The organism is Pseudomonas sp. PA15(2017) (genome assembly GCF_001945395.1).
Lineage (GTDB): Bacteria > Pseudomonadota > Gammaproteobacteria > Pseudomonadales > Pseudomonadaceae > Aquipseudomonas.
The window spans coordinates 94,750-113,930 of the sequence record NZ_MSXV01000052.1 but is presented as its reverse complement, the minus strand read 5'-3'; the positions used below and the strand labels follow the sequence as shown (position 1 = coordinate 113,930).

Sequence of the window (19,181 nt, the reverse complement as noted above, 5' to 3'; positions counted from 1 at the left end):
GAGGGGATCGGCATACCCTGCAGGGTGGTGTGGAAGGAAGGTGGTTGGGTCAGTAGTCGCTGGGCAGCAAAAGTGTTGTGACGCTCCGGTCAGCCTCGGTAATGATCCAGATCCTGGATTCGTCGCCAGCGTCGACGTCGTAGCTGGAGAACAACCGGTCAGTGTGGCTCAGCGCTCGTTGGTTCGCGTTCCAGTCGGCGTCGGACAGGTTCCCCCAGTCTCCCTCTCCTGGGTAGATGCGGCTGCCGGCAACGGAGCTGGGGACTCGTCGTTGGTAGACGGCGAAGAGCTGATGGTCAGCACCCTGCCGTGGTTGGGGGAGCCTGGGGTCATTTCCCAGGCGCGGATGATCGGGATGAATCGATCGGTAAGGATTCGCACCTCACTGACATTGCCATCTTGATCCTCGGTGAATTCGGTCTTGCGAACCTTGTCCTTGTAGGTGTCACCCTTCAAGACCAGGATGCGACCGGAGCGCGAAGTTACGACGCCGGATATTGCGCCGGCGGCGAGTGCCAGAGCCAGGTGCCAGCGCGACAGCTCCCGTACTGGCGGCCGCGGCTGAATACCCGGCTGTCCGAAGTGCAGGGTGAAGTCGGGCCAGAGCCCCCCCAGTCGCTGGATCTCGCCAGCGAACTGTTCCGGCTCAAGCGTGAGCTGGTAGAAGTGCTCCATATCGCTGCTGGCCGAGAGCACCGCATACGGCTCCCACGGCCAGCATTCTGGTAGCACCTCTGCCAACTCCTGGCCGGCGCCGATCGCCTGCAGGCGATCACGCACAAGGGCAACGTCCCTGGGCCTGGCCAGATCCTGGCGCCGTACCCGGATGCCGAAGATCACGACCTGCTTGAAGGTCGGGTCTGCTGCAGCGTAGATCCGCAGCTGGGTGAAGTGGTTGCACAGCCAGCCGCAGAGCTCGTCGTCCAGGACGTAGTGCGGCACGATGAAAATCAGGGTGCCTCCGTACTGCAGGAGCGGTAGGCAGCGCTGGTAGAAGGCTTTCTCCAACCGCCGACGACCATTGCCCTGGTACTGGGAGGCGCCCGAGTGGTCGCCCACCAGATCCCCATAGGGCGGGTTGAGCCAGAGCAGCCCGAAGGACTGCCGACTGATCATGGTGTCGAACAGGTCGCTGTGCAGCACCCGGTCGAGCAGTGTGCGGGCATGTGCTGCCCGCTCACGGTCGTACTCGACCGCGCAGGTCTCGACCAGGTCACGTCCCAGAGCGTGCGCGGCTTCGGCCAGCGCCACTCCTTCGCCGGCGCACGGATCGCAGATCCTCATGCGGCCGGTGGTAGCGGGGGTGATCGCCTGCAGAATGCGCTCCAGGGTGATCTCGTCGGTGGGGTAGTACCCGTTGCGGGCGAAGTTGCGCGCAAGGCGGGGGAACATCAGGGCCATGAGGCCTCCTTGTGTGAGGTAGAAAGGCAGCTCAGGCGATCGCCTGAGCCTCGGTGGTCAAAAGGCCGCGGCGAATGAGGTCGCCGAGGGTTGGTTCGAGCACGTCGAGCTGCAGGGCGATGCGCCAAACCCTGACGTCGCCAACTGCCCCAGAAAGCGGGGCGAGCATTTCGTGGTGGGTGAGGATCTCCATCACCGGCTCACGCCAGTGCTGCAGGAGGGGGAGGGGGCAGGTCTCCATCACCAGTGGCCAAAGCCGCTGGGTAGGGTCTGTGCGTTCGCGCTGCAGGAGTGCATAGGCGAAGTGATTGGCCTTGTCCGGCTGTGCGCAGCGCCGGTCGAATAACCAGCAGTGCAACAGGCTTCCGAAGAGTGTCCCCCTGAATTGGCGCGTGGTGCGCTTCTCCAGGAGATCAGTATTCGGGAACACCGGTAGGCTGTGGCCACCGGCGACAACGTGGAACTGCTCCAGGCCGTTCTCGGCACTGCCGAGGGTCAGCCTGGCCAGGAACTCCTGCAACGCGGTATCGCGTCCCCAGGCTGATAGAAAGACCAGGTTGCGCTGTTCATCGCAGACGCACGCGTCGACGGCCAGATCTGGGAACTCCTCCATCCTGAAGAGTTGTGTTGGGCTGGGCATAGAAACCTCCAATGCAAGAGGAGGGGCGCCCGCCTTGAGGGGCGAGAAGCCCCTCGGGGTGTTGTGGTGTCAGTCGATGAACTCAGGGTGCTGAATAGCGGCCGTGGTTTGCGCAAGGGTCTCCCCTTGCCAGTGTCCGTCCTCGAACTGTCGGTGTTCGAAGCCGTATACCTCGTACACAGTGCCGGGTTGCAGCGAGTTGTAGGGGGTCCAGTAGAGCTGACCATCATTGTTTAGGCCTGCGCACTCGTGAGCGTTCAGCTTCAAGCGCGTCCCGTGGCGGCTGGCCAGCAGCATGCGGTAGATCGTCAGGATCTGGTACTCGGTAAGCTGGCCGTGGAAGATGAAACCGGCAGCTGGATCGACGTACACAGGGGTGTCCTGGTACAGCGGGCTGTTGCCGTTGAGGAAGAGCCGCCCCATGTACTGGGGGCGCAGCGCGATTGCGGCTTCAGCTTGCTCGGCCGATAAGTCGAGCTCCTCGAGGAGGAAGTCGAACAGTTCCTCGTCTGAGGTGTCGTCGATGATGGTCAACTGATTCTCGAGGGCGCTGAGGGTATCGGCGCTCAGATGTTTGAAGAGTGGATTCATGTGTCGCTCCTGATAGTCGAGGAGCGCCCCCGAGGGGAGGCCCCTCTGGGATGAATGTTGTGGTAGGTGGCCTGGCAGGTATCAGCTGGCGAGGCGCCAGAGCTGGGCTTTGAAGTCCATTGTATAACCGAGCTGATCCAGGCGTTTGGATTGCTCGCGTAGACGCTGACGGTCAACAGTAGTGTCTAGTTTCACCGCCTCGCCTAGGGGCCAGATGGTGCCGAACAAGTCAGCGTCTGCCTGGATCGATTGTTGATGGACTGGTTGAGGCGTTTGGTTCAGTTCGGCGGCCGACATGCCAAAAGGCTCCGTGCCGTCGACCGTGGGCCCAGTGAGCGCCGAAGTTGGAGCTGGAGCAGCTGCTGGAAGTGTGGCGGGAGCAGTCGCCGGAGTAACCGGTGGACTGCCTCGTTCTTCGTCCAGAAGGTCTGGTTCTCTCTGTTCGAGCCGTTCAGTATCGGCCTGCGACAGAGTGTCCATCTCGTTGAGGGTCATGCTGTCGATCCTGGCTCGCACCTGGAAGACCGCTCTGCCTCTGGCTGGATAGAAGTCTGGGCCGATATGGTAAATCACGAAGCTACCTTCGTATTTCCCCTCGGCATACTGCTCGAGCATGGTCTCTTTGACAGCGTACTCGCCAATACTGGTGATCAGGTGAGCGACGTTGAACGCGCCATACCGGCCGAGAATAGATTTAATGATCAGCTGACCATCAATACGGATCATATGTCCTCCAATAGTAAGTTTGAAGGCATGCCCTGTGAGGGCTATGCCTCATGGGCTCTGGTATGGATAGCGTTTAGAACCAGCCGTATTCAGCCAGGGAGGTAGGTTTTCCTGCTCCGACGATAATGTGATCCAGCAAGCGCACTTCGACCAGAGCCAAGGATTTTTTCAGGGTCAGAGTAAGGGTTCGATCTGCTTGGCTCGGCTCAGAGCAACCCGAAGGGTGGTTGTGCGCAAGTACGACCGCAGATGCGTTATGAGCCAGAGCTCGATTGATCACCTGTCGCGGATACACCGACGCGCCGTCAATGCTGCCGTAAAACAGCGTCTCGAAGTCCAGCACCCGGTGTTTGGCATCAAGGAATAACACACTGAACACTTCGTGCTCGAGGCGGGCTAGTTTCAGCTTGAGGTAGTTCGCCACATCGTCGGGGCTGGTTAGTTCTGGGCCTCGACTGAATAGGCGGCGATCCAGGATTTGCATCGCCTCCTCGATCACCTGGTTTTCCCTGATCGTTTCGCTGGATTCGACGAGACTAAGTTGAGCGCTCATAAGGTAAGCCTCTGTGGATAGCGGGGCAAGGCATCCCCTGGGGAATGCCTCCCCAGAGAGTGGTTGGAAAAAACAAAGCCCCGGCGAGAGCCAGGGCTTGTTTGTGTAAAGGAGCCGAGCAGGGCCTAGGCCTCGAGCCTCAGGGGCTGCTTCAGCGAAATGAGCAAACGGTTGGTATGCAACGGATCATCGTGGTGACTGACCTGCAAATCCACCCATAGCGGTTTGTTGATGTCTCCATCCGGCGGCATTCGATGAACGCCGAAAGAGACGACTGTTTTGTGAGGGTCAACCAATGCAGCTTTGTAGGCTGCAGCCAAGGCGCAAGAGAGCCGATCGCCGAGGTCGGCCGTCATGTTATCGACAGGGATGGTTTGGACTGCCTGTTGCCACGCCTCGTCGGTAAAAACTACCGGCATGGACAGAATCCGTGCAGCCGCAGGGGCAAGCGGGCCGTATTGAGCAGACGACATAGTGAGTCTCCATAGGAAAAACGGAGACGCACGTCGCCCAGGCGGGAGAGTGAATCCCCGCGAGGGTAGGTAGAAATAGCAGAGGTTTAGGAAGCATCCATCGCCGATGGCGATCGTCCGTACTACCGGATGCGGAACGGACTTAGGGGGAGTGGATCACCGACTGAGCGGCGCAGCTTGAAGATCCGTGCTGCCTGGGCGGGTGCTGTCAACGACAGCGAGCCACGGCATTAGCTTCCGTGACTCAGCGCTTTTGTGTCAAGTCTCGTTGCCTCGAGCAGGCAGACGCCTGCTTGCGATGGATTGGTGTTCGGATTGATTTCTCCCAAAATGGGAGCGGCGTGGATGCTTGTGATTGCGCGTGGAACGCTAAGGCGTTTTGGTGAAAGCAGCTCCACCTATTCAGATGCCGAGGCGCCACTGACAGAGTGGTACCGGCACATGGAGAAGGCTGAATACAGAACGCCGCAGGAATTGAAAGCCGAGTTGCGGACGGCCAGCATTCTGAAAGGTGGGCGAGTTGTGTTCAACATCGCTGGAAATAAGTACCGGGTAATTCTGGCCATTGACTATGACCGACAATTGGCCAAGGTGCGTTTCGTAGGCACACATGCCCAGTACGATAAAGTTGATGCGGAGACTGTGTGATGAATATCAAACCGGTTCGTACAGAGCAGGATTATGCGGTATCGATGGCTCGTCTAGATGAGCTGTGGGGCGCCAAGCTTGGCTCTCCCGAAGGTGATGAGCTGGAGATCCTGGCGATACTGATCGAGAAGTATGAGGATCAGCACTTCGCAATGAAGGCGTCTGATCCCATTGAGGCGATCAAGTTTCGCATGGATCAGCAGGGGCTGACCCCTCGGGACTTGGAGCCTTACATCGGCTCGAGCGGCCGGGTTTCAGAAGTGCTAAACGGCAAGCGTGGTCTGAGTCTTACCATGATAAAGCGGCTTCACGACGGGTTGAGAATTCCTTATGAAAGCCTTTTCCCTGCGGCGGTCTGAAGCCTGGCAGATTGCCTCATTGACACGGCTCCGGTAACCGGAGCTCGTTTCATTCACTTCAATAGCGGCTGCTCTTGTTCAGAGCGACGATGATAACTACCGCCAAGACGGCAGCGCTCCCGTATAGGAATGAGTCTGTCGCCCAAAATGGTAACTCTGCACCGCCAAAACTATATTCTGCAGAGGCCTCGGCATATTTCTCGCCAATATTACGGATGACGTCGAACCAACATGTATACGACCACCAGACCGCGAAACCAACGGTATACCTTCGGCGCAGTACTCCGAAAACGAAAGGCATAAATGCCGCGCCTGCGAGAGCAAGTATCGTTAACGCGCAAGCTTCCAGCGTTAATATATAGTCGGATCCAAGAAGTTGCGCGATTTTAAACGCTATCAGGGCGAAGATGCCGAGGGCGATTGCGACTACAAAGGCAAAAGGGTCAACGTTACGAGCGTACATACTGCTGTCCTGTACTGTAGGCGGGCGGGGTAGGCTATTCACGCATGTCAGAAGTTGTACTGCAAGCTACAGTTTTGCGTGTGTTTTACTATTGCAATTGCTTTAGTAACGTTATGATGTGTGTATCTTCATTATCTGGTATCAGCAAATGATAAATACCTGCTTCAAGAATCCAGTGTTTCCGGGCCTTGAGGTGATTTTGATAGCGCGTATTTGTGTTTGTGCGTCGGAAATTTTTTGTAAAGGATTTCGTCGTATTGGTTACTGCATCAGTTCCTATGCCGTCCCCCCGAAAATGCGCTTGACTGTTTGGCTAGCCTGGCCTAAATGTGGCACTATGGAATCAGAAATTTTCGTTGCGAGGCCAAGCTGAAATGGCTAGTTCACATCACGCTCGTAGCTCGGTAAAGCAAGGCTTTGGGTATCGCTTTGGCTTAGGCGCTGGTCGCCTTGTGCGGTCGGGCCCCAAGCGCTTTCGTATGATCGAGCAGCGCATGGTTCGGCAGGCCGGCGAGAATGGTCGCTGGATGGCCTTGGGCTTCCTGCTGTTCAAGATCGCGTTCGTGGTCGGATTGCTGCTAGCTGTTGTGTATGTGACCTATCTGGCCCTTCCGCTGCTGGGCCTAGCGGTGGTGGTATTGTCGGGGCTCGGTGGCGGCTCTGACGAGGATGGATATATGCATGGCCCATCAGGATACGGTTATTACATGGGCGGAATGAGAGTAGGTCGGCTGGATGATGAAGATTGAGACAGATCGACTATGCGCTCAACATGGTCTGAGATCGGTGAAGACCTCGAATGGATGGTGATGATTGATAACGGGCCGCTATCTTTATGGTGTTAATCCCCAATGTTGAATTGGGGATTTTATAGTTATCCCTTTTTCTTCTTTCCTGCTAGACCCTCTTTGACTCCTTCGTTAAATGAGTTGCCCAGACTAGTTGAGGCGGATTTAACCTGTCGTTGCCCTTCTGCTTGGCTTTCTCCCACCTTTCCAGCCCCCGCACTACCCATAGCGCTGGCCGCGAACTCTCCAGATTTTATGCCAGTCCACCCCAATACTCCCAGCCACATTGCCGGCACAAACAAGAACATCAAGCTTGTTGCGAAGTCGACATACATGCCTCCGGCTGAATCAGCGCCGAAATCCAAGAACCCCTCTCCAGAGTTTGGCCCGCCACTGTTGTAAAGCGCGTCAAGCAACCGGCTATCCAGCCAGCGAGCGAGCTCGAACCAGAAGTGCAAAAAGTGCAGTGCGAATATGATGATTGAAACGCTGATGAATACCTTCAACTCATAGCCGCTGAGAACGAGTACCAGGGGAAGTGCGATCACCGCCACCATGATCACATACGCTGTGATAACCGGTATGACCTCCCGTACAGCATGCATTTTTGGGAAAAAAGTCATGCCTGAAACCCCCGTGCCAATGGTAGCTGCTGCAGCGGTGGCTTGACCGTATCCAAGGCTTGGGTCGAGGGAGTTATAGCTGTTGTATATTCCTCCCTGGCTCAGTCGCTGTCGTTTGGGGCTGACCAGTTCTCGCAGTAAAGCATTCTCCGACTCGGCCTGTGAGCTGAAGGTGATGGCGTTCCTCACCCGCTCCCACGTTGTCGCCGGCACCTCATTGACCAGGCGGTCTCGCAGGCCAACGCCTGAGTCCGACCACCATTGCCGGCAGGTAGGAAATCCGCCCCCTTTATTGGCAGGCAGTCCCGCATCACGCGTTTTGTCGTAGGGCCAGCTGGCCCGGGGCGTACGCGAATATTCCCGATCGTAGTAGCCTGGAGTCGTCATGAAATAGTTGCTGCCGATCCAGCCCACGTCGACGACTTGCTCCTGCGTGAGAGAAGGGCGCTCGTCGAAGAGGATCACCTTGGCGCTGGCGTAGCAGTCACGTACAAAGTCACCGACTTCTTGCCTCAGGTACGGATCCTCCAGCCGCATTTCATCGATTGCGATTTGTGCCTGCCGCAGCTCGGTACCACAAGGAAGGCTAGCGACGGACGCAGCGGTCACCCCTTTCGAGAGGGTGTGAACCAGGTACCACCAAATCGGGACGCGGGCGCTCTGGCCATTGAGCGAGCTGAAGCTTTGCCCCCAGCCCGTCTCGGCCGGTTGAACGACTGATCGCCCACATTGTGCCGATCGCCCCTCGTCGATCTGGATCACCCCGAGTTGAATAGGCACAAACGGGATGAGGCCGAACATACTGATGAAGATCATCGTGTAAACACGGGTCTCCACCCAGGTCAGTGCGAGGACGCCCTTGTTCCCTTCATCCGCGCCTTGGTCGCGAGCTTTCAGGAAATTACTGATGATGACAGCGAGGAAGGGGAGGATGGCCACCCCGGTGCTCATCACAATATCGGCGATGCTGTTGTTGAGTATCCACCCGAGCAGTGTCAGGAAATACTCCAGGTAACTGTGAGTCATCATGGCAGGGTCACCTCCGCATTTTTCATCCAGCATGCGAATTCGAGTGCTGCCATATACAGCAAGATGCCGGCAGTCATACGATTGCGCGCCCGTCGTTCTAGCGTCGGGTTCGAACTCTGCTCGATGGACTGCTTGCAATAGCCCCACCAGTAATGTCCCGCGACCGCATACAGGATCAGGCGAACGGGAAGTAACCAGGCTTTGCTGCTTTCCACCAGCTGGGCGAACTCGGTCACGCCCATGACTGAAACGCCGATCCTTTGAATCAGCACAGTCAAGATCAGAACCAGCAGCGTGGAGGATACAAATACCGCCGTCGTGCTGCGACGTTTAAGCCATTCCTTCATTGCCCTGACCTCGGTTTATCAGCTTGAGCAGGACGGTTTATAGCGGGGTCATGCATGTCGACAGGCTTGCCTGACTCCTGCCGGCCGGTCCGGCGTTCGAGGATGGCCATCGCCGTGTTGTTCGAGATGCTGTTGCGCAGATCCAGCTCGGTTTTAATCAGGTTGATCTCGCGCTCCAACATGCTGAGGCTGCGATCGTTGGTGACCACTGCTTCGTTCACATTCGCGATGTTCGGCTCCTTCATGCCAGCGTGCATGGCGCGGCTGGCCGATATGGCTTGTTCAAGTACGCGCACGAGTGCCATCTCGCCAGATAGGCGCTGCATCAGCACTTCACTGTCAGGATCTCGCTGAAGGGCCTCAATCACGCTTCTGGACGTACGCATCGAGCCGCCGCTAGCTTTGTTCAGGTTTTCAGCCGTCGTTGGAACCCGCTGTGTGACCAGATCCTGCAGCGCGGTATAGATCTCCTCTTGCTCCTCCTGGATGATTGGCATGAGCCCGACACCAGGAGTGTTCCTGGATTGCTCACAGTTGTCGCAAGTGCGGATCTCCTGTTCGCCAACCACGCGCTTCATGAACTGTGCAGCCTCATTCGGCGTCGGCCACTGTCGGCAGAGCTCGCCAGTGCATGAGCTACTGCTTACTGACGAAGTGTCAGACGTATTCGCCCGGCCGTTGAGGATGTTATAGCCGGCGATCACGGTGTCCCGAGTCACGGCGATAGCTGGCTGATTGTGGCCACCACGAGACTGGCCATCAGTCCAGAGCAACCCTCTGTTGCCGGCTTCTTTTGAAACGCGTTGTTCAGAGGCCGCTGCATCACCACCCGTGCTGCTGATTGCATCCGCCCAACTGGTAGCGGTGGCTGCCTGCTGCCAGCCACCTCCGTTGAGTACGTCGCCCATCGTTTCAGTCATGCGCTGGCAGCTGAGCAGGCCCTTGTCGAAATCCACACGTGCTTGGAGCACCCCGTTATTTATCAGATCGTATAAGTCAGGATTGGAACGCTTCAGGATCAGAGCCGGCAGGCTTGTTACGGCCGCAGTGGCTTGCTGGAGCACACCAGACATCATGTTTTTAAAACCGTCCGTAACACCGTTGAGCTGATTTTTTACGGTGCCCTCCAGGTCGAGATTCCCGCACATCTGTAAGTCAGACCAGTTCGCGGAAATTCCGTAGCCCAGCGTATTGACCCCGCTTGAGGAACGCGTCGAGACATTTGCGCCACCAATTTGGTAATAGATCCTGTCCGAGAGAGAACTGATATCTAGATCGCTGATTCCGGCAGCCGATGCAGGTAGATGTGGCAATGCGAGGAGGATGGCTAACCCGTAAAGCAGGCGGCGCAGTTGTAAGAGATAAGTCATGGTGAAAGCCCCGTGTGTGAGTGATGGCCGGAGCTTGCGAAAAAGGCATTGGAATATCTGTAGATAATCATATTTTGCTTGCCGAGAATTAATTAGGCTTACTCAGCTTGAGCAGATAGGCCATGGACCTAAGGGCGGCAGGGGTACGGCCAGGGAAATATCGTTGCTGTAGTTCCCGACTGGGCAGCGTGCCGTATAGCCGCTTGAGTTTGTCCAACTCATCGTCAGGCCAGTGGTAATTGCTTTTGAGTCCGAGGCGTTGTGCGGCGGCTGCGATCGACCTTAGGCTGCGCTCTGGAAGGAAGTTTGATCTGAGCTGTTTTATGCGCATGTTGGGGTAGTTGCGAATCAGTAGGGCGCGCTCATGCTCTGTCCAGTCGTCCGAGTGGTCGCCCAGGCCGAGATAGACGATTCGGGTTTCGATAGCACTAAGCGTGCGTTTTGGTAGATACCGCTGCTGGAGCTCACGTAACGGTAGGCGGCCATGGTGAAGGCGCAGGAGTTCCAGTTCATCATTCGACCAGGAAAGTGGAGCCTTCTGCAGGCCCAGTCTCATCACTTTATGAGTGATGGCGGCGTCGGATCGATTGGGAAGGAACCGAGCGCGTAGCTCCTCGTTGGTATGCGTCGGGTAATGTTGGCGAAGCAGTTCCAATTCATCTTCTCTCCAGTGGCGGCTGTTGGGGCGTTGAACGCCCAGCAAGCGAGCCTGGAGCCTAATGGCAGGAAGCGTGCGGTTCGGCAAATGAAGTGCCTGCAGCTCTCGCAGCGGGATCTTGTGGTAGTAGCGCTCAACCATCTCCAACTCGCGAATAGTCCATTGCTGCCGCTGGCCGCTGCTACGTCGTGATTTCACCGCCGCCTCCTCATCGAAAGTCTGTGCTGCCGAGGAATATCTGTCCCTTGCGTTCGCAGCACGCATAGGGGCGCCAGAATGCCCAGGCGTAGGCACCATCCTCGGCCTGTCGATCGGCGAAGGTTTCGTTCAGACCACCGTTGGGAAATACCGCGCAGGTGTCGTCCAGCACGGGCCAGAGGGCTTGCCATTTATGAGTGGAGATATCGCCTTCCTTTATTTCGCCGGGTGGCCAGTAGCCGTCAGATGTCTGAGTGCTGAGAGGGATGTAGATGTGGGGTTGCCCTGACTGCGTGACGAGGTCGCCAGCACGTTGAGCGATGACTGCGGCAGCCTTGTAGTCGTTGGATTGATTGACCCAGCCGGATCTTGGGTAGATGTGTCCCCAACTGCTACTGATTGAGCCTATCTCTCGCATGCCTGGGATGAGCGCCTCGGGGTAAAGGCTTTCTGGAATGCTGTGGCGCCAGGAAAGTGGATCTAGCGTGCTGAGGAAATAGGGCATGAACGCTGTCGCGCCGGATTTGCAAATGTAACCCGACGATGACGCAGCTTGGGTGAGGAGGTATCCACCTGGATGACCGATCGCATCCACGTTCTTGAATCGCTGCGAGCTGTAGGCCTCGGAGGAGTGATCATTGCCGCCGCCCTGCGAAAGCGCATTCGGTGAGCTCATTGAAGCGACATCAGTCCAGGGGTTGGCGCCCGTGTTGGCGTAGCTCGATACGACCAATTCGGGGATGAAGTGCCGAACCTTGGTCGATGTGCGCACGCTGCACCCGAAGTTGGTACAGAACAGCCAGTAGCAGATGCCGACAACCTTGTACTCCATGCAATCCATGGATAGCGCTGAGCTGACAGTAGTCGCAGAATCGAGTGCCACGGTCGATCCACAGAAGCTGGTAAGGCCGACGGCGATTGCTTTACGCAATGGGCTTTTCATTGGCGTGCCCTCGCGTGCTCGATCTGCTGTAGCGCGGCGGTGACATTCGCGACACCGTAAACGACGTAGGTGTTATCCACGGTCACGGCCGGCAGCTTTTGAATACCTGCCACCTTCGCTTGGGCTACACCGTCGGAGGCGTCACGCAGCTGTGATTGCAATTGAAGCCACTCAGGGGTCTTCATTCGTTGCTGAATGATCAGCGTTGCCTGCCGCGCATTGGCAGGAAGCCCCTTCGACATCTGAGCTTCGATCTCCCTCAAGCGGTCAAGCGAGATGATCGTGACGCCGGCGGGAACGTGAGTGAGAGCAATCTGGCTAGTGGTGTAGACCACTACCTTTCCATCACTCCCCGATGAGGAACGGTCGGCAGCATGGGGGTGGGAGGCGGGGAACAACACCGTCATGGTGAGAAACGACATGACGGTAAAAAACCTTCTGAGAGCGCACATGGATGTCACCTGGTAAGGAACCTGGCCACATCCTGGGTTAGTCAACCGTTGGGCGAATCAGATAATTCAAAATTGCTCATCGGGGAATTATTTTTATGCGGATCCGGGAGATGATGGAGCTCGGTTGTCACCGCGTGGTGCCGGATCGTCAGCTTCGAATCTGACTCAAATAGGGTATAACTGCAGGGGTATCCAAGAGGAGTGGTGCAATGTTTGAAGGGCTTGAGATAGGAACGATATGGACGCTGAAAAGCGAGCCTAACGGTAACCCACACAGAGTAATAATTCAGTCATTCGGAACCGTTGGTGATTCCGGCTCTGTACTGAGTGTCACGTTTGAAAAGGAAGACGGATCGGATGTCACCTATACGAAAGAATGGGTAGTGCAAAACATGATTCCCGCAGTCAGATGATTGCGATCAAGTTTACAGCCTGACTCCAGCGAATCCTGGCCAGCCCGTGGACTCCGGTGTAGCCATCATAGAGGGCCTGCTTTCGTTCAGGATGGGGCGAGAGCTGAGGCTTCTAAAGGCACGGCCGTGCGTATTGCTTCCACAAGCTTGAAGAGATCCTCGCGCTGCGAATCAGGCACGTTATTGCGTTGGCACCATCCCAGTATGCGCAGCCAGAGCCAGTCGGCAACTAGCTCACAGAGCTGCTCACTTGGGGCTGCATCCAATTTATCGTGGCGCTCGAGCAACGCCTCGAGGATCCCGGGGGCGGCTATATGCAGCGCTGCCCTGTAGGCGCTTGGTGGGCCTGAATTCCTGAGCAGGCGAAGCTCATCAAACGTTCGACTCAACATCCGGGAGCGGTGGAGTTCACTCATAGCGCTTCATGCTCGTGCGTGATCCCTCGCGCCAGGTCGATTTTTTGGGCAACCAGGTAGGCCGCCTCGACCTCCGAGATTCCATGTTCTCGCATCAGCTCGCGGCGCTCGGCTTTCTCCTCGTTTTCAGTCATGCCCAGGGCCAGATAAATGCTCGGGGGCACGACTCGGAACAAGGCCTCGACGCGTTTTGAGAGCACCACACCTTCAGTGTACTTGCGCGGCTCTTTGGTCGCCGACAGCAGCAGCTCTTTCTGAGGATCGGTCAACCGTCTGAACCGCGATATTTCCTCTACCTCTGCCGGTGGCATCGTCAGGCACAGCCACCATTCGATCATGTTCAGGAGCTTCTCGGCTACGTTTGGGAAGTCAGCCATGTTCTGGGTGGCCACCCAGTACCAGAAGCCCAACTTCCGCCACATTTTCGTAACTTTCACTGCATAGGGTGCAACCAGCGGATTGGTGGTGGTGATGTGGCCCTCGTCAGTCAGGACTATGCCTGGGCGACCAGAGTGCTGTTCGCGTTCTGCGATGTTATTGGCGCGATTCAGCAAGGAAATATAGGTGATGGCCATCTGGCCGTCGTAGCCTTCTCGAGCAAATGTTGCCAGGTCGACGAGGGTGAAGTCTGCGTCCGGCCATGGGTCTGAGGGGCGGTTGAACAACTCGCCTTCGAAGCCCTGACAGAAGAGGTTCATCGACTCGGCCATTTCGGCTGCCCGTTCACGTCGGCGATCAGGCCTATCTTCATCATTGGACTGGTGTCGTAAGGCGTCCCGAATATCCTCGGGTAGCGTCTGTTTGACCTCTGCGTGAGTTGCCTTCGCCGCGTCATAGATGGCCTCTCGGATCATGCTGCGATCCGCACGGGTCATCGCTTCAATTTCCTTGGCCTCACCCCCCGTAATCATCAGTCGAGCCGCGATTTCCATTTCGCCCATGAGGTCGCGTTGCTCGTCTTCGTTATCGACAATATCCTCGTCGTCTTCGTCGAAGTCTTCGAGCTTAATTTCCTTGAGCTCGAGCAGCTTCCAGGCTTCCAGAAAGGGGTTGAGACTGAATTGAGTATCGCCTACTCGACGCAGTCCTCCTGGTTTGATGGAGATTCGGTTCACCGAAATGCCTTTCCTAGCGAAGTCGTCAGCCAGCAGGCCGAAGCTATTACCAGCTTCGATTACGAACATTCTCGGGCGAATGACTGCCATCACCTCGTACATCAGCTTTACCATCGTTGCCGACTTACCGGCCCCGGTGGGGCCTAATAGGAGCAGGTGCCCATTAGCCTGACGATCGTGCTTGCTGATTGGGTCGAAGCACAGAGGCTCACCGCCGCGATTGAAGAAGGTGAGGCCAGGAGTGCCCGTACCTCGAGCGCGGCCATATAGGGGGATGAGACTGGCGATGTGCTGGACGAACATGAATCTGGAATACCAGTCATGCCGGTCATCCATTGGATTGAATGCCATAGGCAGCCAGCGTAGGTAACTGTTGCAGGGCGCTACCTCGTCAGCCTCTGTAACAGGCTCCAGGCTAGCCTGTTGTAGGGCATTGAGAACTGTCCGATGCCGGCGACGTAGTTCTTCTCTCGTATGCCCCTTGATGAAGACAGAAATACTACCGCGATAGAGCTTGTGTCTCTCTCCCAGGTATGACCGAGCGGTTGCACAATCACGAGCCGTCAATTCGGAGTCGATGTTTTCGCCGATTGATTGCTTTGATAGCTGAGCCAGGTGCTGCTCGAGCACGTCCTGTGGTGTGACCAGCATGGTGATGGACAGCACGGAACCATCGGGCATGAGGTCGAACAATGCATTGATAGCATCACCCCGTTTTACCTCCCCAGTGAAATGTCCCGCGTTGGGCTGCTTGCGCAGGCGCTCAACGGTAATGATCTGGTGTAACTGTCCATCGAATACCCAGCCAAGATCCGGCAGGGACTTCGGCTGTGAGAACAGCAGGGACTCGGCAAAGTCGTCATCGGGCAGCGGGAGCGCGTTAGCAGGCGGCGGTTCGGCATACGACTGATCGACCAGGTCATAAAATTGCTGGGGCGTGTCTGCACTCGGCGCGGGGTTGAACCATGGCAACATCCAGCGGTGGAATTGGCGTTTCGACATTCGCGTAATGGGGATACCGGCACCGGCCAATGCCGAGGATAGACGCGTGCAAGCCTCGTTCAGAGCCTCCATCGGGCTCATGTCGAACAGACCGCGGCTCTCATTGGGTGGAATCCAGCGATAGATAATGATCCGTACTTTGCGGATAGTCCCCCGCCATGGGGTCTGCGTGACCATTTCATCCTTGAAAAGTCCGCCTTCCTTGGCGATCGACTGCATGTGTCGACGTGTTTGAGCGAGGAAGTCCTGGGTGAACTCGGTTTTGCGAATCTCCGGTTTTATGTAGCTTTCCAACGACTCCAGGTAGTCGCGAAAATCATCGGTGTCCTGGCAAAAAAACTGCACTACCCAAGGGCTAACATCTTTCTCTTCGAAAGAGTCCTGCAGGGCGTCTTCAATGGCATCACGAACTTCATCGAGCCACGCCTCGCTGCGGCCTTCCGTTGGGATTGTTCCTACGTCGAATGCCGCACCGACCGATACGCCATCGCTGAGCAGGATGGCCTGGTCTTTCTCCAGGTACTCGACCCACGGTAGACGCGCTGCGAAGCTGGGCAGAGGCTCGTACATCTTGTCGACGTCCGACTGCAGGAGGGGGCGGGTTGGCTGTCCGGCCTCGGCGACTATCCTGCGGTCGCTACCGTCGTACTGAGCTCTGGGATTTGGTGACAGCCCGAGTTGCGAAAGCAGATTCTTGAGCATCAATAGTCCTCGAGGCGTTCGCCGGGCATTGCGTATTGCACACGGGAGTAGAACGGGAAAACGGTCGAATAGCCCGGGATAGGAGCCGGCTCGTTTCCAACCAGGTGCGGGTACACGAACATGACCAGGTCAGGGTTCGGCAGCCGCGGGAACAAGTTGTAGATCTCGTTCTGGGCCGAGCGGGTGTATGCGGTCTGTTCTCCAGGATGCTGCTGCAGCTGCTGTTCAGTGAGCGGCCGGCGAAGGGAAGCACGTGCGTCTGCCAACTGCTGCTTAGTCCCTCTGCCACTGCTGTTCCACAGATCCATCATGGTCTTGTCACCCCGAGGCAGCATCTCCTCGGACGTGGTGGAGCAACCCGACAGGGCCAGTAGGCTAATCAAGATCCAGTAGGGCAGTCTGGCTGCTTTCATACTTCACCTTCCGTCCGTTCAATTCGTAGTCGATGGGGATTTCGCTGGTTATGTGGATGGCAACCTCCTGTCCAGGAGGGACGTAGACAGCGTCGAATGTCTGGCCGTACCGTTCCATCGCCCACTTGCGCACCTCTTCCATTCCGCCGGCGCCCGTTTTGCCCAAGATGTAGCTGCCCATGTTGCCGGTGACGGCCGACGTCGATCCCGAGCTATCCGCACTGGTTGTAGTTTCTCGGCTGGCATAGGCTTCGCCCGCGGCAGCGAGGCCACCCATCAGGAACTGGCTGGCGATGAATTGGTTGGCATTGGTTTTTCGCGTACCGCTAATGCAAGGCACTCCGTATGAATCGGAGATCCAGCCGATGTTGCTGCGTTGGTTGCTGTTGGACTGGCCGCTGGCGGTCGGCTGCGGTGCCGGAACGGTGCGCACCCGGCCGTCCTGGAAGATGAATGTCAGGCTGTTGATCGAACCGCTGACGCAGGACAACGTCCAGTCGCCGGTAGCGGTGCCGGACACCACGGCGGCCTCGACGTCGGGCAGTTCGATGCCGTTGGCGATCAAATTGTCGCCGCCGATCAAGATCTTGAAGGGGTATGGATCTGTCACAGACCCCTGAATGGGAACCCGGCCGATCATGGCGGTCATGGCCACCGAACCCATCAGGGTCGAGTTTTCGGGGATGGTGAAGACGGGCGTTGCCTCCTCAAGATCACGCTCACCCTTGAGGTTTGCCCTGAGACCTTTTTGGGACTGCGATATAGGATTGTCGTCCAGGCTCGCCAGGGAGCCGCTCAAACTACTGAATGAACTTGGGAAGTTGGTCGTAGAAGAGCGGTTGCCACTTTGATCGGTAGTGATCGCGTCCAGCGGATCATGCCAGATAAGGTCATCGGCGTTTCCTGTGGGGCCTGCGAGAGAATTGCCATCCAAACCCAGGCCAACGGGAATGTCGTCGTAGCCAAAGCCGGCCTTCTTGCCAGTATTTTTCAACTGATCCAGTTGCCCCTGTAAGGCCTCCATCGCAGATGAAAGCTGCCCGCTCTGCTGTTCGCCTTTTTGCCTGGCTTCATTGATCGCTCTCTGAACGGTGTCATCAATGTTGGCGCGCTCGTTGCGCAGCTTGCTGTTTTCCTCCTGGAGCCGCTCGTTTTCCTGCTTCACCCCCTCGACGTCATCACGCATCGCTTTTACCTGACCTATCAGGGTTGCAACAGTGTCTTTGGCTGTGTCACCGGCCAAACCGAGTGCTTCGAGCTCCTCGACGGTAAGTTCTTGATCCAGATCTGCATTCTTCTTTTCGCTGGTCTCGGGGAGTTTATTGCTGGGCCAAAGGATGATGGCCAGAGCGATTGCCACGACAGCAACAGCGATGAATCGAAGTAGAGGGTTAGTCATTCTTACCCCCGTCTGCAGGAGCAGGCACCAGGGCGAGTTCCAGGGCTTTGTCGAGCGTGACAACGTACGCAGTCGTAGTGTCTTCGGAGGTTCCTGCTGGGCCTAGTTCCAGGTGCTGCAATGTGGCCGCGTACAGGTCACCCTGCAAGTGGCGTGGGTCTAGCAATAGTCGTTCTGCGCGACGATTGGTCAGCCTGATCGCGGTCACTGTCCACTTACCCAAGCTCCACGCACCAAGTGCTATGGCATCCATGTCGAGAGTGGGGGCAAGCGTTGGCAGATTACCGGATAGTCGTAGCGGTACCTGACGTACACCGGGGAGAGGTTCAACGGTTCGAAGTGGGGCGTACATCATCTGGGCGGCATATCGAGTAAGTGCTACCGGCGCCGGCGTCTTGGACTGAGCCGATGGTTTAGTGCCCCCACCGGTGGATCCGGATTGGGTATCACCCTCGGCGGTTTGAGGGTCGCTACCATCGCTTGTCAGCGTCACGATCTTTACCGGTTCCAGCGCGGCTGCCGCATCGAGTGTCGCGATATCGAGCAGGATTATTTCTCCGGTCTCGCCATCTTTGAGCTGCAGCCGACTCGGTGGAATATGCTCGCTTGCCAGAAGGTAGACGGCGCCGGCAACGCTCTGGATGCGCAGTTTGCCCTGGAGAGTTCGAGGTACACCCACGCTGACGTTGCGATCGACGAAGACGATGCGTTCGTGCCCAACCCCTAACTGGATTGGCAGGGGAACTCGATTCCACTTGAAAATCTCGACCGCATTTACCGCTTGTGAATAGACCGCAACGAGCACGCACAGGAGGAGTCCACGGATCATTCTGGTTCTCCCCGGATGCCAAGGCGTTGAGGGACTTGCGCATAGCAATCCAGCTGGAGGCCCCAGGGGTTCAGCTCAGGATCGATATCATTGCGAATGACTCGAATCGGGTACCGGACCAAGGTGCTTTTGACAGATTCCGATAGATAGTGCTCATCCGTGACCAGGTCGAGATACACCACCCAGCTGTCTCTACTCTCGACGTCGACGCGGCTATTTTTGAATCCCCGTCCGGGGATCTCGTAAACGGAGCGCTCACGATTTTTCAACTCGTTCGCGGCCTTGCGTTGTCCAAAATCGTTCTCAAGGAACGTCCGGCAGGAGGACGTCAGAAAATGCTGGAGGTTGTAGATGTTGCGCTCGTATTCGACCGAGCCATCTTTAGGCCAGCGATTGAGTTGCTGGAAGATGTAATAAGCGAATCCGTACACCGTGCTCGGTGGGACCTCCCACCATGCGCGAGTGCTGCCGGATCGCAGATCAGGAGGGTTATGGATCGTTAGGCTCTTCGGGGCCGAGTACCAGCCCAGGCCAAGCAGGAGGCAGGCGCCAAATAACGCCACATTTCCGATTCGAAGCGTCCGGATATGGCCATCTCGGTCATCAAGGGCACGTTTGTATTTACTCATG

20 protein-coding genes and 1 pseudogene are annotated in these 19,181 nt (G+C 56.9%); 3 read left to right on the top strand and 18 right to left on the bottom strand.

Translation table 11 applies throughout. The features are described 5' to 3' along the window. Positions 1–49: 49 nt before the first annotated feature. The 6 genes and pseudogenes from BVH03_RS17915 to BVH03_RS17890 all read right to left on the bottom strand — a co-directional run bounded on the left by BVH03_RS17915 (position 50) and on the right by BVH03_RS17890 (position 4,384). Positions 50–1,401: pseudogene (locus BVH03_RS17915) on the bottom strand (DUF6094 domain-containing protein). A gap of 31 nt (positions 1,402–1,432) precedes the next feature. After that, positions 1,433–2,041, bottom strand: coding sequence for a hypothetical protein (locus tag BVH03_RS17910; RefSeq protein ID WP_075962432.1), 609 nt, complete (start codon positions 2,039–2,041; stop codon positions 1,433–1,435). Positions 2,042–2,110: 69 nt separating this feature from the next. Beyond that, positions 2,111–2,632, bottom strand: coding sequence for a hypothetical protein (locus BVH03_RS26945; RefSeq protein WP_075962431.1), 522 nt, complete (start codon positions 2,630–2,632; stop codon positions 2,111–2,113). An 81-nt stretch (positions 2,633–2,713) separates the two neighbouring features. Beyond that, positions 2,714–3,358, bottom strand: a complete 645-nt coding sequence (locus BVH03_RS17900; RefSeq protein ID WP_075962430.1) for a DUF3275 family protein — start codon at positions 3,356–3,358, stop codon at positions 2,714–2,716. Positions 3,359–3,431: 73 nt separating this feature from the next. Further along, positions 3,432–3,911: a DNA repair protein RadC gene (gene radC / locus BVH03_RS17895; RefSeq protein ID WP_075962429.1), complete on the bottom strand. Its 480-nt coding sequence runs from the start codon at positions 3,909–3,911 to the stop codon at positions 3,432–3,434. 125 nt (positions 3,912–4,036) lie between these two features. Further along, entirely contained in the window at positions 4,037–4,384 is a 348-nt protein-coding gene (locus BVH03_RS17890) for a hypothetical protein (protein WP_075962428.1), read from the bottom strand. Positions 4,385–4,729: 345 nt separating this feature from the next. Between BVH03_RS17890 and BVH03_RS17885 the strand changes: the two genes are divergently transcribed. Together BVH03_RS17885 and BVH03_RS17880 are read left to right on the top strand one after the other, a co-directional pair. Then, the gene (locus BVH03_RS17885) at positions 4,730–5,032 is read left to right on the top strand and encodes a type II toxin-antitoxin system HigB family toxin (RefSeq protein ID WP_075962570.1); all 303 of its coding nucleotides are present in this window, start codon (positions 4,730–4,732) and stop codon (positions 5,030–5,032) included. Further along, positions 5,032–5,391: a type II toxin-antitoxin system HigA family antitoxin gene (locus BVH03_RS17880; protein ID WP_075962427.1), complete on the top strand. Its 360-nt coding sequence runs from the start codon at positions 5,032–5,034 to the stop codon at positions 5,389–5,391. The genes BVH03_RS17885 and BVH03_RS17880 overlap by 1 nt, the downstream gene beginning before the upstream one ends. Positions 5,392–5,449: 58 nt before the next feature. On the opposite strand, the gene BVH03_RS17875 is transcribed toward BVH03_RS17880, so the two are convergent. Beyond that, positions 5,450–5,854, bottom strand: coding sequence for a hypothetical protein (locus tag BVH03_RS17875; protein ID WP_075962426.1), 405 nt, complete (start codon positions 5,852–5,854; stop codon positions 5,450–5,452). A gap of 479 nt (positions 5,855–6,333) precedes the next feature. Between BVH03_RS17875 and BVH03_RS17870 the strand changes: the two genes are divergently transcribed. Beyond that, the gene (locus BVH03_RS17870) at positions 6,334–6,603 is read left to right on the top strand and encodes a hypothetical protein (protein ID WP_075962425.1); all 270 of its coding nucleotides are present in this window, start codon (positions 6,334–6,336) and stop codon (positions 6,601–6,603) included. Positions 6,604–6,728: 125 nt separating this feature from the next. Here BVH03_RS17870 and BVH03_RS17865 read toward each other — a convergent pair whose 3' ends face one another. The 11 genes from BVH03_RS17865 to BVH03_RS17810 form a co-directional block, all read right to left on the bottom strand. Beyond that, positions 6,729–8,294: a conjugal transfer protein TraG N-terminal domain-containing protein gene (locus BVH03_RS17865; RefSeq protein WP_075962424.1), complete on the bottom strand. Its 1,566-nt coding sequence runs from the start codon at positions 8,292–8,294 to the stop codon at positions 6,729–6,731. Next, the gene (locus tag BVH03_RS17860) at positions 8,291–8,641 is read right to left on the bottom strand and encodes a hypothetical protein (protein ID WP_075962423.1); all 351 of its coding nucleotides are present in this window, start codon (positions 8,639–8,641) and stop codon (positions 8,291–8,293) included. The genes BVH03_RS17865 and BVH03_RS17860 overlap by 4 nt, the downstream gene beginning before the upstream one ends. After that, a complete protein-coding gene (locus BVH03_RS17855) occupies positions 8,638–10,011 on the bottom strand; it encodes an integrating conjugative element protein (RefSeq protein ID WP_075962422.1) in 1,374 nt (457 codons plus the stop codon). Before BVH03_RS17855 ends, BVH03_RS17860 begins: the two co-directional genes overlap by 4 nt. A gap of 88 nt (positions 10,012–10,099) precedes the next feature. After that, positions 10,100–10,867, bottom strand: coding sequence for a hypothetical protein (locus BVH03_RS17850; RefSeq protein WP_075962421.1), 768 nt, complete (start codon positions 10,865–10,867; stop codon positions 10,100–10,102). A gap of 10 nt (positions 10,868–10,877) precedes the next feature. Continuing rightward, positions 10,878–11,810, bottom strand: coding sequence for a TIGR03756 family integrating conjugative element protein (locus BVH03_RS17845; RefSeq protein ID WP_075962420.1), 933 nt, complete (start codon positions 11,808–11,810; stop codon positions 10,878–10,880). Further along, positions 11,807–12,232 carry a TIGR03757 family integrating conjugative element protein gene (locus tag BVH03_RS17840; RefSeq protein WP_168175642.1) on the bottom strand — a complete coding sequence of 142 codons (426 nt, stop codon included), beginning with the start codon at positions 12,230–12,232 and terminating at the stop codon, positions 11,807–11,809. The genes BVH03_RS17845 and BVH03_RS17840 overlap by 4 nt, the downstream gene beginning before the upstream one ends. An 855-nt stretch (positions 12,233–13,087) precedes the next feature. Next, positions 13,088–15,910, bottom strand: coding sequence for a conjugative transfer ATPase (locus BVH03_RS17830; RefSeq protein ID WP_083640100.1), 2,823 nt, complete (start codon positions 15,908–15,910; stop codon positions 13,088–13,090). Further along, positions 15,910–16,323 (bottom strand): TIGR03751 family conjugal transfer lipoprotein, encoded by a 414-nt coding sequence (locus BVH03_RS17825; RefSeq protein ID WP_075962418.1) that lies wholly within the window; start codon positions 16,321–16,323, stop codon positions 15,910–15,912. Before BVH03_RS17825 ends, BVH03_RS17830 begins: the two co-directional genes overlap by 1 nt. Further along, a complete protein-coding gene (locus BVH03_RS17820; protein ID WP_075962417.1) occupies positions 16,286–17,722 on the bottom strand; it encodes a TIGR03752 family integrating conjugative element protein in 1,437 nt (478 codons plus the stop codon). The genes BVH03_RS17825 and BVH03_RS17820 overlap by 38 nt, the downstream gene beginning before the upstream one ends. Further along, positions 17,715–18,551, bottom strand: a complete 837-nt coding sequence (locus BVH03_RS17815) for a TIGR03749 family integrating conjugative element protein (RefSeq protein WP_075962416.1) — start codon at positions 18,549–18,551, stop codon at positions 17,715–17,717. Before BVH03_RS17815 ends, BVH03_RS17820 begins: the two co-directional genes overlap by 8 nt. Further along, positions 18,548–19,180: a PFL_4703 family integrating conjugative element protein gene (locus BVH03_RS17810; RefSeq protein ID WP_075962415.1), complete on the bottom strand. Its 633-nt coding sequence runs from the start codon at positions 19,178–19,180 to the stop codon at positions 18,548–18,550. Before BVH03_RS17810 ends, BVH03_RS17815 begins: the two co-directional genes overlap by 4 nt. Between the last annotated feature and the right edge of the window lies 1 nt (position 19,181).

Bases quoted from the DNA above. Each gene is read 5' to 3' on its own strand.
- BVH03_RS17910 (WP_075962432.1), bottom strand. From the start codon at position 2,041: ATGCCCAGCCCAACACAACTCTTCAGGATGGAGGAGTTCCCAGATCTG.
- BVH03_RS26945 (WP_075962431.1), bottom strand. From the start codon at position 2,632: ATGAATCCACTCTTCAAACATCTGAGCGCCGATACCCTCAGCGCCCTC.
- BVH03_RS17900 (WP_075962430.1), bottom strand. From the start codon at position 3,358: ATGATCCGTATTGATGGTCAGCTGATCATTAAATCTATTCTCGGCCGG.
- radC (WP_075962429.1), bottom strand. From the start codon at position 3,911: ATGAGCGCTCAACTTAGTCTCGTCGAATCCAGCGAAACGATCAGGGAA.
- BVH03_RS17890 (WP_075962428.1), bottom strand. From the start codon at position 4,384: ATGTCGTCTGCTCAATACGGCCCGCTTGCCCCTGCGGCTGCACGGATT.
- BVH03_RS17885 (WP_075962570.1), top strand. From the start codon at position 4,730: ATGCTTGTGATTGCGCGTGGAACGCTAAGGCGTTTTGGTGAAAGCAGC.
- BVH03_RS17880 (WP_075962427.1), top strand. From the start codon at position 5,032: ATGAATATCAAACCGGTTCGTACAGAGCAGGATTATGCGGTATCGATG.
- BVH03_RS17875 (WP_075962426.1), bottom strand. From the start codon at position 5,854: ATGTACGCTCGTAACGTTGACCCTTTTGCCTTTGTAGTCGCAATCGCC.
- BVH03_RS17870 (WP_075962425.1), top strand. From the start codon at position 6,334: ATGATCGAGCAGCGCATGGTTCGGCAGGCCGGCGAGAATGGTCGCTGG.
- BVH03_RS17865 (WP_075962424.1), bottom strand. From the start codon at position 8,294: ATGATGACTCACAGTTACCTGGAGTATTTCCTGACACTGCTCGGGTGG.
- BVH03_RS17860 (WP_075962423.1), bottom strand. From the start codon at position 8,641: ATGAAGGAATGGCTTAAACGTCGCAGCACGACGGCGGTATTTGTATCC.
- BVH03_RS17855 (WP_075962422.1), bottom strand. From the start codon at position 10,011: ATGACTTATCTCTTACAACTGCGCCGCCTGCTTTACGGGTTAGCCATC.
- BVH03_RS17845 (WP_075962420.1), bottom strand. From the start codon at position 11,810: ATGAAAAGCCCATTGCGTAAAGCAATCGCCGTCGGCCTTACCAGCTTC.
- BVH03_RS17840 (WP_168175642.1), bottom strand. From the start codon at position 12,232: ATGTCGTTTCTCACCATGACGGTGTTGTTCCCCGCCTCCCACCCCCAT.
- BVH03_RS17830 (WP_083640100.1), bottom strand. From the start codon at position 15,910: ATGCTCAAGAATCTGCTTTCGCAACTCGGGCTGTCACCAAATCCCAGA.
- BVH03_RS17825 (WP_075962418.1), bottom strand. From the start codon at position 16,323: ATGAAAGCAGCCAGACTGCCCTACTGGATCTTGATTAGCCTACTGGCC.
- BVH03_RS17820 (WP_075962417.1), bottom strand. From the start codon at position 17,722: ATGACTAACCCTCTACTTCGATTCATCGCTGTTGCTGTCGTGGCAATC.
- BVH03_RS17815 (WP_075962416.1), bottom strand. From the start codon at position 18,551: ATGATCCGTGGACTCCTCCTGTGCGTGCTCGTTGCGGTCTATTCACAA.
- BVH03_RS17810 (WP_075962415.1), bottom strand. From the start codon at position 19,180: ATGAGTAAATACAAACGTGCCCTTGATGACCGAGATGGCCATATCCGG.